Consider the following 16,659-nt stretch of genomic DNA (forward strand, 5'->3'; position numbering starts at 1 on the left):
GCCTCCTTTCTTGTGTACTAGATTAACCCTTAAACAAGGGGAGTCGTTCCCACGGTGACCTCAGACTATACGGTCCAGCATTTGAGTTGAACCTCCGTCGCAATCGAGACAGATAACAAGCACTTCAGGGTGCTTGTAGCCGACGGCATGCTCGCCAACGCAGTCTAGGGATAAGCTGAAAATTCTGAAGACGGCCTTGGTTGAAGCGGGATGCGGCTCTGGAGGTGATCGAAATCCACAACATCTTCTATCGCAGCGCACCGGCCGCCGGCTGACTGGTCAGCGTCGATGCAGAAATCAGCTTCGTGTCGCTTTCAAATGGCGAATTTTTCGGAGTCGAAGACGGGACCGCTTTTGTTCAGGGTGAAGCAGTGTGGGAACACTGAAGGGGTATCCTTATCGATCGGTGCGAGCTTCTTGAGCACGCGCGCAAGTGCAACTTTCGCAGGCCACAAAACTGTTGGCTTCGGCTCTAGGTTTGCGTTGTACTTAAAGGCTTTCCGGAGCCAGGCGTTGGCGTAAACAGCGTTGGCGCGTGCAATAGCCACAGGCGTCATGTATTCGAACGAGAGAGAGACGTTCATGTCATCTGCGTTCTCGACCTTGTGCGGTGCGTTTTGTGCCCAGCTCACCATTTGACCAGGCTGAAGATCTATGATTTGCGCCCCGGCGTCGAAATCCGGTTTATACGGAATTTCCTCTTCCGTCTCATGTGTGACAACACCCTCTAGATCTTTGGCACGGACGAATTCTTCCGTTCGCGGGTAGACGTATATCCGTTTGTTTCCTCGCACGTGAAAGAGCATGACCCGCGCGACATCGAGATGGTAAAAGACGCGCGCATTGGGAGAAGAAATAATCAATCCAAGATCAGGTTTTATGGGACGAAAACTTGGCATTGCAGCGCGCATTTCAGAAAGGATCGACCCTGCAAGATCTCCGACTTCGTTGTCCTTGGTGTTTGCGGCCCGCAAATTGAGCCAGACGCGCCCTTCCTTCACCATGGAGATGAGATCAGAAGGATTGGCGTTACCGAGCCGTCCGCGGCGCCACGTGTCCGGGGTGTCGCCCATGGCATAGACGCCGATATCTTCACGTGGATACCTGTCCAGTAGTGCCTCTAGCCCTTCATCGGTGAATAGCGGCATCTTGTGAGCATTATGCTCATGCACTGTGACTGCGTTTCCAAACTGCTTTGCTTTTTCCCCAGCAAATGCTTGCGCTGTAAACACGTTAGCCATGACTGATCCTCTCGAAATTACGGTGCTCAGGCCGATTGGGTGATTCTCAGGTGCAAAATTGCAAAATCGGTGCCGCTTTAGACCGCCGGAGCAAGTATTGGCTCCGACTTGTGTTCGCACTCGAGCGATCCCATCATCATTCGATTAGTCTAGCGTATCCGACAGCTCGACCGTTTTTGAAAAAGCCATCTGGCACAGGGACCGACGTCGCGTCCTCATCGATGCCAATCGAGAGCGAGCTGCCGCCTGTATATTGAATGATGTCTGCGACGTATGCCGTGAACGGCGAAGGCGTGGTGACCGTGCCACCGCCGGAAATCAGCAACTCCTGTCCGGGAAAATAGAACGCACCTTCGTAGAAGGTGTCACCGCCCCCGGAGATCACCGATTTATCGTCCTTCTCCGCGTCTGGATCGAGATAGACAATAAAGCCAGCGAGAGGCCCTGTCTTCATGGCGGTGAAATTGTACACGCCGCCGCCACTCCAGGTGATTCCAGCTTCTTCGTACCGTCCCGTCAGGTAGAAGGTGACGCCTTCACCTTCCAAGGTTGCCCCGCCAGTAGACTCGAATGTGCCGTCTTTGATGACATAAAGTCCCGGTTCAAAGACGAAGTGATCGTTAGAAACGCGAAGACCGTCACAATAGACCCCGGGACGAAGAACAGTGTCGTCATCCTCATTGAAGCCATAATGGTCACAAGCCCCAACTGATGGTTTTGTGACGGCGGCAAAGGGATCGGGGTAAGGTTCGCAGCTTTCCTCGGCTGCAGGTTTGATACGAGACCTGCCTTGCTTGATGCCGCCAACAAAGCAATTGCCAGAACTCGATAGGGTTGAGCCGCCTGAAAACTCGACAGCTTCTGAGCTGGTTGAGTTTATCTGCGTCGTGCAGCCGTTCAGATCTAGCGAACTCCCACCACTCGCTAGGAAAGCCTTCTTTTCACTGGATGCTAGCGAATGGAGACAAATAGGGGCGCCAGCCTCTTCGCTACCTTTTGGCAAAATCGCCGTTGCGTCTGCGGCAACGTTTAGCGATTCCATTCCGAGCAAGGCGAGGAAGCTCGTCTTGCTTCGGCATGAGGCGCTGCCCCTTACCTCGTTATCTGCGATGACAAATCTCGGTTCATTGTCGCAAGGATTCTGCGCATTCGAATTGAAATGATCTATGCCGAATTGAATGCGATCATTGTGTTTGAGGTCGGTCCGGGTTGCCGTCGCTATAACTGTCGCATCCAGCGCAGATTGAAGACTGTTTTCGAGGTTGGACTGTCGTCTCAGATCGATGGCAGCGCCGACAATTACAAATATCGGCAGAATACATAGTGCGAATATTGGCGCTATGTTGCCGGCTGTGTTTCTGCTAATATTTGCGATGATCATGATCTTGAATTTCCCGAGTTTCACGCTGAGCGAGCAGCCTATCTCACCTGACTAGGCTGACGTTCCCGTGACCGGTTTCCAGCACCGGCGCATAACTTGCCTTCTTGTTGTCATTCTTGACTTCGAGGTATGCTGAACCTCCGATTTTGAGCGCGCGGACAATAATGGTTGTTACGGGAGAGGCGGCTTGCGTATCGGACTCGCCCCAATAGGTAAGGTCGTGCTTCGGCAAGTAGATCACGCCACCAATTTTGAGGTCAGTGCGACCGGACACGATAGAACTCAGCTCTTCATCTGATTCCGGGTCGTGAGCGATCGCGATGCCCGCCATTGGACCAGTTTCCATTGATTGGAGTTCTATTTTGGCCTCGCTCTCAATCGTCACAGAACTGTTTTTTCCCGTCAGGAAAATTCCTACCTTGTCGCCCTCAATCTCTTTCTCGCTCTGGATGGTTAGCGGACCATCACGGATGATATATGTTCCGGAGCGCAGCTTGACTTTGCGCGCTTGAATTTCGAGCCCGCCACAATAAACGCCTGGCGCAAGAACGATGGTACTGTGTCGGTCATGCGTTACATTCTCGAAGTCGCATGCGCCGAACGCGGGACCTGTCCACTGAGTCAGAGGATTATTAACCGGTTGGCAGTTTTCGACGGCTTCAGGTTTAACGTCGTATCTACCGGCACGTCCTGCGCGCCCGACTGTGCAAAGCTGCTCGGTTTCTACCTTTCCATCGCCCTGAAAGCGTATGGATTGAAAGTTGTCCGAGTTGCTCCAGACGACACAATCTTTTGCCTTTACCTTTCCTCTTCCTAGAAACTCGATAGCAACTCTGCTTTCCTCAAGCGCCAGAATGCAAACTGGACGGCTTTCAAGAATTGCCGCGGCAACACTGTTCCTGGCTACCGCAACGTCCGCGTCTCTTGGGAGCACGCGGAAAGTGCCCGATGCCTTAACCGAAGCTTGGCGCTCTTCCTCATCTAATACGACTTCGAAGTGAACATTCTGAAAAAGTTGCGATTCTTTTTGGAAATTTCGCTCTATATCCCTCACGCGTCGCGTAGCTTCTTCCAGCCTTGACTGATCGGTGCCGTCGTAGAGATCTATAAAAACCTGAGCAGCAGAAAGTGCGGCAATGTCTAATTCAGACTGGATCCGCTTTCCAGCAGAAGAAAATTGCTGGACCGCAAAAACACACACAACAACGCCGAATAATGGCGCGATCAAGAGCGCAAAGTTAACTGCGATTGATGCGGTCTGGTTGCTCCAAAACAGCCTAAAATTTGTCATCTGGTCACGCGAGCTGCTTGCTTGTCGCCTAACGCTCAGGGGTTAAAAACACTATAAAGTCTGCCGATCAATTCGACGAGCGAATGCTATCGACTGAGAAAAAGGAATACCTTCCGCGACCACTAGCTTTGGCATCATATAGTGCGATATCGGCCGATTTCGCAATCTGGTCGAATGTTTCGCCATCACGGGGAAATTGAGCCAATCCAAGGCTCGCGCTCGGATGGAGCTCTATATTGTTGTGTGAAAACGGTGCGCTGATTTTGGTTACGACATTGCTCATGAGTTCGCTGATGTCGGACTGTACCTTCTTCGGCGATATGAAAAATGCAAATTCGTCACCACCAAGACGAGCAATTATTCCAGCGTAACCGAGTGTTGATTTCAAACGCTTAGCTGCCTCAATAATGAGCGCATCTCCAACGTCGTGGCCATAAGTATCATTCACTTGCTTAAAGTGGTCGAGATCTAAAAAACCAAAGTAGTAAGTTTGCGGATCCGCCTCTTGCATCATCGCAGAGACCCGCTCGTTGAAATGGCGTCTATTGGCCAATCCCGTCATTCCATCGTGAGAAGCCAGAGTGCGCATCTCAGTTTCTTGCTGTGAGATAGCCGCCGTCAATGATCTCAGCTTCAGCAGACCAAGAATCACAATTGTGATCAGTATTAATGACACCACGAATACGAATGGGAACGCGGCCTCAAACTGTTTCCGGAAGTTGTTGCCAGGACGCCAAGCTGCGTAAATGTGATTGGCCCCAACCCGAGGCCCCGTAATTTTCAGCGTGCTTAATGCGGAATTGCTTTCGGTCGTAAAGCGAACCTCGTCGATACCGTAAAGCTGCTCGAGAACGTTAGAGTACTCCCGGTTCAAGTCAGTCACTGTATAAACGATGTCTAGTTTGCTAGGCGCTGGATTTGGCAAATTAGTTTCAGGTGCCACCACGGCACTCAGGATAAGAAAAACACTATCATCGTACTCCGTGAATAGCTGGTCGAAAGAATACTCAGCGAAGCTAAGACCCGCGTCGACTTGCGCATCGACGAGGTCTTGAAACGTTCCAATCGGGTGAAGCCGCGTGCTAGCTAATATCTCCGCTTGGCTGGCTGGCCGTCCGGCTCTCCCATAATCACAATGAAATATAGGTTCCGCTCCTAGCTGACCGATGCTGAAAGAGCTGGGGAGATTCGAGCGGTTTGTTTGCTCACAGAGTGCTGAAAGTAAACCAAAAGTCCTAGTTTGGACGGCGTTGAAAGTTTCGGTCGATACTGCCAAGTCTTCAAGGCGGCTGATTTCAAGTTGTATTTCCTTCTCCAGAAAAGCGGACATCATCTTGGCAATTTGCAAATCCGTTCGCCGGTCTGATTTTTTTGCGGAGGAATAACCAAACTGCAGAAAGATTATGCAGATGATGACAATGAGTGCCGAAAGAAGGATCGCAATTCGGTCGACGGATCGTTGTCTTAAAGCGGACACGTTTAGCCTGTCTATCGAGAAAAGGTTTGCCTTGGTGGGTCGGATTCCTTTTTTGGTATCCTGTAATTAGGTTACGATTTAATTGTGGGTCTGAAACGGCTACGTTTGACTTGATGGCGGTGCAGTTGTCGCCATCGATGTAGTTTGAGGCTTGGTAGATCAGGACAAGTAAGCTTTTTCTGTCGTTTAGGCCGGACTAATCAGCAACGTAATGCGTTGTGAAATACAGTTTTCGGCTCGCTCAACTCAGAGTGAGCTGAGCTCTATTTTTGTCATTTGTTTTCGTTGAATTTTGCCGCTAGGTAAAAGCTCAGAGAGCATTCCGGGTGCGCCAGATCGATTGGGTCTTGTAGTGAGCGCGCGAGTTCAAAGAATACTGTGGGAAGAGGTTTCTCGAAGTTGATGCGCTGTGCAGTTCGGGTTTTGTTCGGTCGTGGAATTTGACGCAATGGCCGCCTTGGGTGCCGATCCACGTCACGTCGGCCTCATTATCTCTTGTATGGACCAGAGGTGCGCCAGGAGAGCGTGGCTGGAATTTGTGGAGCTACTCCGGCGCAACTGACCCTTCGCGCGCTCAGAGCGCGCTCTGTGTGCTCCTTGTGCGGTTCCTCGCGAGGCTTTGGCGTGCAAGTCGAGCTCTGCTCGGCAACTGTGAGGAAACCCGGTGCAAATGTGCATGATCTTCGCAAGGCCTTCATCAAGGCTATGCCGGTTTTGCTTGCGCCGGTGGAAGAGTTTGATCTGTAGCTCAACAGGAAAAGCGACGATGCTTCAGCTTTACAGGAGCCGGTCGCCGATGACGCGCTTGAGGTTGCTTTCGTGGGTGAGAACCGGGGAGTTCGTGCAAGGCTCAAGGACAGCAGTGCGAATATTTCTAAGCAAGATGAGTCGCCGAAGAGTCGGTCGAGGCTTGGCGCAAAGGTGTAAACATTGCTTAAAAGTAGCAACTGCTAATTGTATTTCACACGTATAAACTGACCACCAATCTAATGGGTAAAGACCGCCGACGGCGTTTCATAAGTTTATCCGACAATGTCAACAAACGGCTTCTCTATTATATTAGTTTATTATCATTATATATTTATCATTATAAAACTTTTAAAAAAAAGGAAGTTCAGAATTTTTTGAGTTCGGATAAACATTTGGTTGGATGTCACGAAAAATTCTGACTTAGCAAATGTAATCTTTATCGATTTTTTCTCCGGCGTAAATTTAGGCATTTTGATATCAGCCTCCGCGGAGACCCAACCCTAATGAAAGAATCCCTCTGTGCGGCTTTCTCGTGCGGCGCCAGACGCCGTAATGCTTCTTTTCTAGGCAGGCCTACCGCAAATAATCTGAAGCGAGCGTGTGGCGCCGAAAATCCCCTATCGTGTCGATCTTGGCTTGCGCTATTCGGAAGGTGTAAAGCTCCATCCGTCTTCCCGGAGTTTTTCGAGCGCTTGTGAACGGCGGCGCAGTTTCGATCTGCTCGCCGTTAGGCTTCCACTCTTCAAGTTGATTGAAGCTTGCGCGGCCTCGATGTCGATACAACCGTAATAACTGAACGACAAAGCAATTTTCTCAATCATTTCCATTCGGCTCTTGTCCGAGCTTACCACTTCGGCGATCTCGGTCTCCATCTCCTCAGCGGCGTCCAGTGCCGAGTTCAGCAGCGCTATCAGACTCAGTTCGTCCACAACCGAGAGTTGTTTGTTCCATTTCCTGCCTGCGCTTTCTGAGCGCATATGCGACTCTATAGACCGAGACACGCGTCGGAATTGGCCAGCATTCACTTTCTCCGCTAGCCTGATCAAGACGTCCTCTTTACCTTGATCAACACGGCGTTCGTGATCTGCTTTGCTTCGTCGCTTTTTCTCAAGCTCCTCAGCAATCCGCGCTTCTCTTTCTCTTCTTCTTTCCGCTCGTTTCTTCGCCTTATGTGCCGCCGTGGCATCTTTCTTCCAATTTCGGTCCGAGAGCCACCAAACGTATGCATAGTGGTGGAACAATTGATCAAGCCGCCTGTCTTTACGCAGTAAAGATGGGATAAGTGGACGTTGCGCAGATTTCAGCTTTTCCTGAACGTCTTTCCGCAAATAGAAGTCTTTGGTTTTCTCGAAGGTGCGTTCTCCTCCCATGAGAACGCGATATAATGATCCTTCGTCGCAATCTGGAGCGTGTTCACATCCTTTGCAGCCGATGCGCACAGCATTCCAAAAAGGAACTGAAAAGCATCCAGGCCGTAGTTCGTCCCCAACGAGGTCGCCTGTATAGTCCATAAATGATGAAACCTGCCTCAGCCGTTCCTTCGCTTCTTGGCTATCCAGCTCAAACCGGACTCTGGGGTCGACGAAACCAGACCAAGCTTTGAGCGATCGAACCGCGGCTGAAAATTTCGACCATTCTATACCTACCTGTACTGTATTGTCCTCCCCTCGATAATCTTCGAGAAGTATATAAGTAAAAGTATCGCTAGACAGCTTTGCAATACGCTTTGGTTCTTCAAACATATTTCCCGCTTCCCTGAGGCCGCCGAAGCTGCAACACCGTGCGTCACACTGGTGTCATAACAATGCACAAAAGTTGCGTCTGACAGAAAAGCGCGTGAGCTTAAACTGGGTAGCTGATATCAACAGATAACAGACTGAAATAAATGGGATTTATTCCGAGTTTTCTTGAGTGGTGATCGCTTTAGTTGAGTCTGGGTAGGTTTTCGCATATCAAGGTCGCCGGTATAGGCGTTAATTCGCTCCGAGCAGTCAGAGCCGTTTCGTTCTTTATTATGGGGTGCTAATGCTTCTCACATTGGAAAAACTCGACACGGCACGGACCACCGGCGATTGCGTCAAGAGCGGTCATTCCAAGACGGCAAAGGTGCACCGTAAGTAAACTATCGGCTCGATCTTGCAGCTTCCGCAAATCAACCTCGATCGGCTTCATCTTGGTCGCCGCTGGGTTCTTACCATCAAGGCCATCGAGTCTCGCGACCGCCATTGCAATGGGTGAGCCGGGACTGACATTGAGTGCGACGTAATAGACAAACGTTCTATTCACGAGCAAAAAGAGTAAGTCGTCGCGGCGCTGAAGTTTCAGGTGAATGCTCTCATCGATCAGGCGCACAGTAGTGCGTCGATATTCTGGCCCCGCTTTCCAATTTAAATCTGGAGCTAAGTGATCCCAAAGGGTTCGCGATGGGATTGTGCGCAATGCTTCGGCGGCTGCTGCAGTGCTTAAGCCAGCAGCATTCGAAAGCTCATTCACGACAGCTACTAGCATCACTTCGCTGGGACCCCATGCCCTGGCCCATGCGCCGGTAAGCTTCTGACAGCGCGACGACTCGATCATCTTCTTTCTTTGCAACAAACGCGCGGTCATTGGCGATCGGCTCTTCGTTGCGACGATCATTTCGTCATCTAGCCAAAAGCGTCTTTCGGCGGGTGGCTCATTCCAATTCGGATTTTCAAATTTCATGTAAGACGTTTTGCCCAATTGTTGATTACCTGTCAATCAGTCAATTGACAGGCGTAAACATGATTGCTAAACAATCAGCCATTGAGCGCAATGTTGTCTGCTCAAAAAATAAAAGGAAACCAACATGAATACCGAACGACTCTTGAGCACCAAAGAACTTGCTCGTAAGCTAAATGTCTCGCATCGGACGCTGGAGAACTATCGACAGTCCGGAAGAGGACCGATTTTTTTTCGACTAGGTCCGAAGGCGGTACGGTATCTTTGGTCCGATGTGATCGATTGGCTTAGGCGGAAAAGTTGACCAGATATTCGAAGAGGGGTCGCATTGGCGGCCCTTTTCTTTTGCGTGTTCTGCTTGCTTCCATATTGCTTCCACGCCGAACGAGCGTTCTTTTCAGAAACACGTAATGCATTGAAAACATTGGCGACCCCGACAGGATTCGAACCTGTGACCTACAGATTAGGAATCTGTTGCTCTATCCTGCTGAGCTACGGGGTCGCGCGAGTTCTGGCGATAACGCGTTTTTGGATGGGTTAGAAGGGGTGGCAATGCGTAAGGGACTGGCACACGCGATAGCTGCGCTTCTCATCGTCACGGCGTGTGGCAGGGCGGGGCCGTTATCGGATATGGAGCCGGGAGAGCGTGGCCGGGTAGTCCGCATTATCGATGGGGATGCTCTGGTCCTCGATACCGGACAAAGCGTGCGTCTCGTTGGTCTTGAAGCGCCCGCCATGAACTGGCGGAACAACGACCCCGATCCTTTCGCAGAAGACGCGTCCCGCATGCTTGAGGACATGGTGATGGGGCGCGAGGTCCGCCTCTTCTATCCGGGCCTGACACGCGACCGGTATGACCGCGCACTGGCGCATGTCGAGACGGCCGATGCCAAAGGGCCGCACGTCTGGGTGAATGAGGAAATGCTGCGTCGGGGTGGCGCCCGCCTTCGTGTCTATCCAGACACCTCTGCAGGCAGCGACACGCTGGTTCAGGCTGAACGCCAGGCGCGCAGCGATCGGTCTGGCCTGTGGAAGGATGCCGCCTACCTGCCTTTGAAGGCGAGCGCGATCAACCTTGATACGCGCGGCTTTCTTATTGTTCTGGCAGAGCTTGGCGGCGAGGAATCCGTCCCGGAAGGAAACTATGGCGCACGCCCGGCCTGCGCCCGATCAACGGCGGATCGAGCGCTTGTCATCGATATTGCCAGAAGTGCTGAAACCCTCTGCAACCTTCCGGTAGGCGTGGTGGGTGAGTTTCGCGGATGGGTGTCGGGTGGACGCCTTGATCTCGTCCACCCGCTGCATTTCAAGTCTCAATCGCCGGAGGATTAGCCTGCGATGTATTGCGCGCCATTTACCGTCATGGTTGCGCCGGTGATGAAGGCGGCTTCGTCCTTGGAAAGGTAGGAGCACATGGACGCGATCTCCTCTGCCTTGCCGAGGCGGCCGACAGGGATGGTTCCGATGATGCTTTCCAGCACTTTTTCTGGCACGGCGCGGACCATGTCAGTGTCGATATAGCCAGGGGCGACGACATTGACGGTAATGCCCTTCTTGGCGCCTTCCTGCGCGAGCGCCTTGGTAAAGCCGATGAGGCCGGCCTTGGCGGCTGAATAGTTCGCCTGACCGAACTGACCCTTCTGGCCATTGATCGACGAAATGTTGATGATGCGGCCCCAATTGCGCTCACGCATGCCATCCCAGACCTGACGGGTCACGTTGAACGCAGAGGTGAGGTCGACACTGATGACCTCATTCCACTGCTCCAGCGTCATCTTGTGAAAGGGTGCGTCGCGCGTGATGCCTGCATTGTTGACGACAACATCCACAGGGCCAAGCTCGCTTTCGATCTGCTTGAGGCCTTCTTGCGTGCTCTCGAAGCTTGCGACGTCGAACTTGTAGCATTTGATGCCGAGCTCTTCCTCGCATTGGCGGGCTGCGTCCACATTGCCAGCAAAGTTTGCTGCAACTGCGAAGCCGTCTGCTTTCAACCGTTCGCTGATCGCGCGTCCGATTCCTCTCGTGCCACCTGTTACCAGTGCGACTTTTGCCATATCTCTCCTCCAGGCGTGTTGCGCAGCAAAAAATTTTGTTGCGTCTGCTCAACTTGTTGTAAGCTGGGCCCTGTATAAGCCGGACGTATGATTTTGAAAGTCTTGCTATTTCATGCCATTCTTGGCTGAAATCACGATAAGAATCGCTCTCGAGGGCGAATTGAAGGGCATGAAATGACCAAGGCAACCGGGACTGACGAAACAGTCATTATCAAGAAGTACGCCAACCGGCGTCTCTATGACACATCAACCTCATCATATGTGACACTTGACCACCTCGCAGATCTTGTGCGGCGCGAAGTGGACTTTGAAGTTCGCGATGCAAAATCGGGAGATGATCTCACCCGATCCGTCCTGACACAGATCATTTTCGAGAAAGAGAACAAGGGTGATGGGGCCCTTCCGCTATCCTTTCTGCGTCAGCTTATTGGCTTCTATGGGGGCGGTGCACAAAATATGCTGCCGGCCTGGCTGGACATGAGCATGAACAGCTTCGCTGAAAGCCAGGAGCGCTGGAAAAAGGCGATCGGCGGCGCTCATCCGATGGCCTTTTTCGAGACCCAGACGCGTCGGAACATGGAAATGTTCGAACAGGCGATGAAGATGTTTGCCGTACCGGGCGCGGGCTCTGCTACAGGCGCGCCGCGTCAGGGCGAGCCGGAAAGGGCACAGCGTTCGAATGCAGGCGCGCAGGGGTCTGCAGAAGCGGGCGACGATGCAATGTCCGCGCTGAAGGCGCAGATGGAGATGATGCAAAAGCAGCTGGATTCGCTGTCTTCCAAATCCTGAGCTGAGGTTGCCGCGAGGGCGGGGGACGGGCCTAGCCCGCATCCTCGTCTAGCGCCTTTGCCGCGTAGACATGTCCGAAATCGGGCGCCTGGACGATCAGGGCGCAATCGCTTTGGCACGAATAGGCGTATGTGACACTCCCCCCTGACCAGAGACCCAGTGAACGCATTTCGATCACCGGGTTGACCATATCGCCGCCACGCGCCTCATCCCGCGCATATTCGACCAGTTGCACCTGCGCCGGCGAAGGAACAGCGCCCGTCAGCGTAAACCTGTTCGTGGAGATTGCCCTGATCTCAATCTCATACGGTGTGTTGCCAGCCTTCTGACTGTCGATATTCGCCTCGACCGTAGATTTGCGTGTCGCCGGACACTCCTTTTCGCCATCGTAGACCGATTGCGGCGTGTAAGGCGCACGCAGGCCAAAACGCTCGGCATAAGCTGTCTGGCGAGCAGCCGCGGCCGGCAGCGCGAGCGGGTCAGGTTCGCCGAGATAGTCCCAATAGTCGACGGCCCAGGTCAGGATAAGGACGTCGTCGCCACGTTCGTTCTCGATCTCGCGCAGCGTATCGTACGCCTTTGGACAAACCTGGCAGTTATGCGAGGCAAACAGCTCCACCAGCACCGGCGTGTCGCCGGAAGCAGTGCCCGCACTGCAGGCGATGACCAGGGCCGGAAGCGCCAGAAGTTTATGGATCGGTCTCATGGAGTGCGCACTTACCGCCAGATGGGATGAAATTGAATTCACTAAGGCGTGAAATGAAGGTGCCGCCCTTCATATGAAGAGCGGCACCTCGTTTTTACTTCGCTTCTAAGTGCCTCTACGCTGCTTCGCGGGCGAGGTTGCGAAGCACATAGTGCAGGATGCCGCCATTGCGGTAGTAGTCGAGCTCGTTCTCGGTATCGATGCGCACCAGTGTGGTAATGGTCTGGGTAGAGCCATCTGCCTTCTTGATGGTGACGTCGATATCCTGACGCGGGCTGACGTCGCCGATAGCGGAAATGCTGACTTCTTCGGACCCGTCAAGGCCCAGCGATTGCCAGGACTGACCGTCCTTGAACTGCAGCGGAAGAACGCCCATGCCGATGAGGTTGGAGCGGTGAATACGCTCGAAGCTCTCTGCGACAACGGCGCGGACACCAAGAAGGATTGTACCCTTGGCAGCCCAGTCACGTGAGGAGCCGGTACCGTATTCCTTGCCGGCGAAAACCACCAGCTGCCTGTCTTCCTTCTGGTACTTCATCGCCGCATCATAGATATCCATCTGCTCGCCAGACGGGTAATGAATGGTCACGCCGCCTTCGACGCCAGGAACCATCTGGTTCTTGATGCGAATGTTGGCGAAAGTGCCGCGCATCATGACTTCGTGGTTACCACGGCGCGAGCCGTAGGAGTTGAAGTCCATAACCTCGACGCCGTGCTCCTGCAGGTAGCGGCCGGCAGGGCTGGACGGCTTGATCGCGCCAGCTGGTGAGATGTGATCGGTCGTGATCGAGTCGGCGAAGAGACCGAGGATACGGGCATCCTTGACGTCTTCTGCCTTATCGAGATCGACCGTCATGCCCTCAAAGTATGGCGGGTTCTGTACATAGGTCGACTCCGGCCAAGTATAGGTCTTGGAGCCCGTAACAGAAATGTTCTGCCAGTGCTCGTCACCCTCGAAAACGTTGCCATAGCGCTCAGCGAACATCTCTGGCGTCACCGATTGGCGCATGACGTCGGCGATCTCTTTCGAGGATGGCCAGATATCTTTCAGAAAGACGTCATTGCCGTCCTTGTCCTTGCCGAGCGGATCCGTGGTCAGGTTGACGTGAAGCGAACCTGCGATCGCATAGGCGACGACCAGTGGCGGCGACGCGAGATAGTTTGCGCGCACATCCTGACTGATACGGCCTTCGAAGTTACGGTTACCCGAAAGGACAGACCCGACAACGAGGTCGTTCTCGTTCACAGCCTTGGAGATGGCTGGCGGCAGAGGACCGGAGTTACCGATACACGTCGTGCAGCCATAGCCAACAAGGTTGAAGCCCATTGCATCAAGGTCGTCCTGCAGGCCGGCGCGCTCGAGATAGTCGGTCACGACTTTTGAGCCCGGTGCGAGCGAAGTCTTCACCCATGGCTTCCGGGTCAGGCCCTTCTCAAGAGCGTTACGGGCCAGCAGGCCAGCGGCGAGCATCACCGATGGGTTGGAGGTGTTCGTACATGAGGTGATGGCCGCGATCACGACAGAGCCGTCATGCACGTGATAATCGGTGCCCTCGACCGAATGCATCGAAACGCCATAGGCTTCCGGGTCGGTATAGACGTTCTGTGCGCCTTCATCGACGAAGCGGGATTCGCCTCTGGAGTCTGGCGTAGTGTCCGGATCCTTCGCGCCGCCACGGATCTCGTTCAGCGCGTCGCGGAACGCGTTGTCGGCTTCAGTCAGCAGGACGCGGTCCTGTGGACGCTTCGGACCAGCCAGCGATGGAACAACGCTGCCAAGGTCAAGCTCGAGCGTCGAGGTATAGACCGGGTCCTTTTGTTCCGGCCGCCAATAGCCCTGCGCCTTTGCATAGGCTTCGACCAGCTTCACGCGCTCCGGGTCGCGGCCCGTGTCGGAGAGGTATTGGATCGTTTCGTCGTCGACCGGGAAGAAGCCACAGGTCGCGCCATATTCTGGCGCCATGTTCGAAATGGTGGCTTCGTCTTCCAGGGTGAGGTTCGCGAGGCCTTCGCCGTAAAACTCGACGAACTTGCCCACAACGCCGTGCTTGCGCAGCATCTGCGTCACGGTCAGCACGAGGTCGGTCGCGGTTGCGCCTTCAGCGAGCTTGCCGGTCAGCTTGAAGCCGACGACTTCCGGGATCAGCATGGAGACCGGCTGGCCGAGCATTGCGGCTTCAGCTTCGATACCGCCAACACCCCAGCCGAGGACGGCGAGGCCGTTGATCATGGTGGTGTGGGAGTCAGTGCCGACGCAGGTGTCGAAATAGGCGACCGTCTCGCCGTCTTCTTCCTTGGTCCAGACCGTCTGGCCGAGATATTCGAGGTTCACCTGGTGGCAGATGCCGGTGCCCGGCGGGACAACGCGAAAGTTGCGGAACGCCTTGGAGCCCCAGCGCAGGAACTCATAACGCTCCAGGTTGCGCTCATATTCGACTTTTACGTTCTTCTCGAAGCTCTCAGGGCCGCCGAAGAAGTCGACCATGACGGAGTGGTCGATGACAAGGTCGACCGGGACGAGCGGGTTGATGGCTTCGGCGTCGGCGCCGAGTTTCTCGGCAGCGTCGCGCATGGCGGCAAGGTCAACCACTGCAGGAACGCCGGTGAAGTCCTGCATCAGGACGCGGGCCGGGCGGTAGGCGATTTCGTGGCTCATGTCGCCTTTGGTTTCGAGCCATTGCTTGAACGCAAGGATGTCGGCTTTGGTGACCGTCTTGCCGTCTTCATTGCGCAGCATGTTTTCAAGCAGCACCTTGAGCGAGGCTGGCAGGCGTGACACATCGCCCAGACCATTTTCGCCGGCGGCGGAAAGCGAGTAGTAGACGTATGACTTGCCGTCGACGTCGAGCGTGCGGCGTGAATTGAAACTGTCGAGGGATGGCATCGTGGGAGTGACCTCTTCTTGCATGTGTCCGGTGGGCGCGCGCCGGTGCGCTGCGCTGGTTTGCCTGTCTCTTATAGTCGATGTGCAGCATACGCAATTGCGCGGGGATGAGACTTCTTGGCAGAAAACGCAGCCATGATGCATGAGTTTCTGATCAAGGCAGCTGGACTTGGCGCGATCAGGGGCGAGCGCGTGCTTTTCTCGGACCTTTCCCTTGAGGTGAAAGCCGGTGAAGCGCTTGTTCTGCGCGGCGCAAATGGCGCGGGCAAGTCCACGCTACTTCGCATGTTAGGGGGCCTGTCGCGCCCCGATGCGGGGGCAGTGGAGCGCCCGGCTCGCCATCACTGGATCGGCCACCGCAACGGGCTCAAGCCGCATGAAACGCCGCGCGCCCACCTTTCACACTGGGGCCGTGTCTGGGGCAGTAACGCTGATGCAAGAGAGATCGCCCGCCAGATGGGGATTGAACGTCCCTTCGATGTGGCCGGACGGCTGCTCTCAGCGGGACAAAAGCGCCGCACTGCGGTTGCACGCCTGTTGCTGGCAGATCGCCCACTCTGGCTGCTGGATGAGCCTTTCTCTGCGCTGGATACGCAAGGCAGGGTGCTTGTGACCGACCTTATAGACGAGCATCGTGCGTCTGGAGGCGCTGTAATTGCGGCACTTCATGGCGATGCGCCTTTCCAAGCGAGCGGCGAGGTTCAGTTGTGAAATCCCCGTCTCCCCTTCGTGCCGCCTTCCGTCAGGCGCTGGGCGAGGCCTGGGCGGGCGGCGCAGGTGTGCTGCTCCCGATTGGTTTCTTTGCAGGCGCGGCGATGCTGGTACCATTCACCGTGGGCAGCGAGGCTAGCCAGCTTTCCTCCATTGGCACGGGCATTCTCTGGGTCGCGCTCGCGCTGGCCTCTCTGGTTTCCATGGAGCGGGTCTTTCAGGCTGACCTTGAAGACGGCGTGCTGGAGCTCTGGGCGCAGGAGGAGACGCCTCTCTTCCTCGTCGCCGCTGCGAAGATCATTGCGCACTGGCTGGTGTCAGGCCTGCCGCTTGTCCTGCTGACCCCGCCTATCGGTATCGCGCTTCAAGTCGACCCGGGCGCGCTCGTGCCTGCCATGCTGGCCTATGGGCTTGGCGGGTTGGCCTTCTTCCTCTGGGGCGGCGTTGCGGGGGCACTGGCGGCCAGTGTCGCGCGTGGCGGGCTACTTATTTCCCTGCTGGCCCTCCCGCTCTTCGTGCCGACCGCGATCTTCGGGGCGCTGGCAACTATTGAGGGGCCGGGCGGGCCAAGCCTACTCTTCCTCTCGGCGACGACACTATTCGCCCTCTCGATTGCACCTTTCGCCGCATCTGCGGCGCTACGCTTGGCGGTCGATTGAGAGACCTTTAACAGGG

The 16,659-nt window shown here is 54.6% G+C and carries 14 protein-coding genes and 1 tRNA gene; 5 read left to right on the forward strand and 10 right to left on the reverse strand.

Annotated features, from left to right (window positions below; genetic code table 11):
- Positions 1–314: 314 nt before the first annotated feature.
- The 6 genes from D1224_RS09620 to D1224_RS09645 all read right to left on the reverse strand — a co-directional run bounded on the left by D1224_RS09620 (position 315) and on the right by D1224_RS09645 (position 8,843).
- Positions 315–1,241 carry a hypothetical protein gene (locus D1224_RS09620; RefSeq protein WP_147372358.1) on the reverse strand — a complete coding sequence of 309 codons (927 nt, stop codon included), beginning with the start codon at positions 1,239–1,241 and terminating at the stop codon, positions 315–317.
- Between the two features lie 136 nt (positions 1,242–1,377).
- Positions 1,378–2,622, reverse strand: coding sequence for a TadE/TadG family type IV pilus assembly protein (locus tag D1224_RS09625; protein ID WP_119379662.1), 1,245 nt, complete (start codon positions 2,620–2,622; stop codon positions 1,378–1,380).
- A gap of 43 nt (positions 2,623–2,665) precedes the next feature.
- Positions 2,666–3,913, reverse strand: coding sequence for a TadE/TadG family type IV pilus assembly protein (locus D1224_RS09630; RefSeq protein WP_119379663.1), 1,248 nt, complete (start codon positions 3,911–3,913; stop codon positions 2,666–2,668).
- Between the two features lie 67 nt (positions 3,914–3,980).
- A complete protein-coding gene (locus tag D1224_RS09635) occupies positions 3,981–5,390 on the reverse strand; it encodes a GGDEF domain-containing protein (RefSeq protein ID WP_147372359.1) in 1,410 nt (469 codons plus the stop codon).
- A gap of 1,391 nt (positions 5,391–6,781) precedes the next feature.
- Positions 6,782–7,882, reverse strand: a complete 1,101-nt coding sequence (locus D1224_RS09640; protein ID WP_119379665.1) for a hypothetical protein — start codon at positions 7,880–7,882, stop codon at positions 6,782–6,784.
- A gap of 280 nt (positions 7,883–8,162) precedes the next feature.
- Positions 8,163–8,843: a hypothetical protein gene (locus tag D1224_RS09645; protein WP_119379666.1), complete on the reverse strand. Its 681-nt coding sequence runs from the start codon at positions 8,841–8,843 to the stop codon at positions 8,163–8,165.
- 124 nt (positions 8,844–8,967) lie between these two features.
- On the opposite strand from D1224_RS09645, the gene D1224_RS16850 reads away from it, so the two are divergent.
- Positions 8,968–9,144, forward strand: a complete 177-nt coding sequence (locus tag D1224_RS16850) for a helix-turn-helix transcriptional regulator (RefSeq protein ID WP_119379667.1) — start codon at positions 8,968–8,970, stop codon at positions 9,142–9,144.
- Between the two features lie 121 nt (positions 9,145–9,265).
- On the opposite strand, the gene D1224_RS09655 is transcribed toward D1224_RS16850, so the two are convergent.
- Positions 9,266–9,342 (reverse strand) — tRNA-Arg (locus D1224_RS09655).
- A gap of 50 nt (positions 9,343–9,392) precedes the next feature.
- On the opposite strand from D1224_RS09655, the gene D1224_RS09660 reads away from it, so the two are divergent.
- The gene (locus tag D1224_RS09660; RefSeq protein ID WP_119379668.1) at positions 9,393–10,172 is read left to right on the forward strand and encodes a thermonuclease family protein; all 780 of its coding nucleotides are present in this window, start codon (positions 9,393–9,395) and stop codon (positions 10,170–10,172) included.
- Here D1224_RS09660 and phbB read toward each other — a convergent pair.
- The gene (phbB, locus tag D1224_RS09665; RefSeq protein ID WP_119379669.1) at positions 10,169–10,894 is read right to left on the reverse strand and encodes an acetoacetyl-CoA reductase; all 726 of its coding nucleotides are present in this window, start codon (positions 10,892–10,894) and stop codon (positions 10,169–10,171) included. The genes D1224_RS09660 and phbB overlap by 4 nt on opposite strands.
- A 174-nt stretch (positions 10,895–11,068) precedes the next feature.
- Between phbB and phaR the strand changes: the two genes are divergently transcribed.
- Positions 11,069–11,683 carry a polyhydroxyalkanoate synthesis repressor PhaR gene (gene phaR / locus D1224_RS09670; RefSeq protein ID WP_119379670.1) on the forward strand — a complete coding sequence of 205 codons (615 nt, stop codon included), beginning with the start codon at positions 11,069–11,071 and terminating at the stop codon, positions 11,681–11,683.
- 31 nt (positions 11,684–11,714) lie between these two features.
- Here phaR and D1224_RS09675 read toward each other — a convergent pair whose 3' ends face one another.
- Positions 11,715–12,389, reverse strand: coding sequence for a DUF1223 domain-containing protein (locus tag D1224_RS09675; RefSeq protein WP_119379671.1), 675 nt, complete (start codon positions 12,387–12,389; stop codon positions 11,715–11,717).
- Positions 12,390–12,504: 115 nt separating this feature from the next.
- Positions 12,505–15,273 (reverse strand): aconitate hydratase AcnA, encoded by a 2,769-nt coding sequence (acnA, locus tag D1224_RS09680; protein ID WP_119379672.1) that lies wholly within the window; start codon positions 15,271–15,273, stop codon positions 12,505–12,507.
- A 117-nt stretch (positions 15,274–15,390) separates the two neighbouring features.
- Here acnA and ccmA point away from each other — a divergent pair, with 117 nt between their 5' ends.
- Positions 15,391–15,984, forward strand: a complete 594-nt coding sequence (ccmA, locus tag D1224_RS09685; protein ID WP_233350470.1) for a heme ABC exporter ATP-binding protein CcmA — start codon at positions 15,391–15,393, stop codon at positions 15,982–15,984.
- Positions 15,981–16,643, forward strand: a complete 663-nt coding sequence (locus D1224_RS09690; protein ID WP_119379673.1) for a heme exporter protein CcmB — start codon at positions 15,981–15,983, stop codon at positions 16,641–16,643. The genes ccmA and D1224_RS09690 overlap by 4 nt, the downstream gene beginning before the upstream one ends.
- Positions 16,644–16,659 lie beyond the last annotated feature (16 nt).

The organism is Henriciella barbarensis, assembly GCF_003576345.1.
In the GTDB taxonomy this organism is placed as follows: domain Bacteria; phylum Pseudomonadota; class Alphaproteobacteria; order Caulobacterales; family Hyphomonadaceae; genus Henriciella; species Henriciella barbarensis.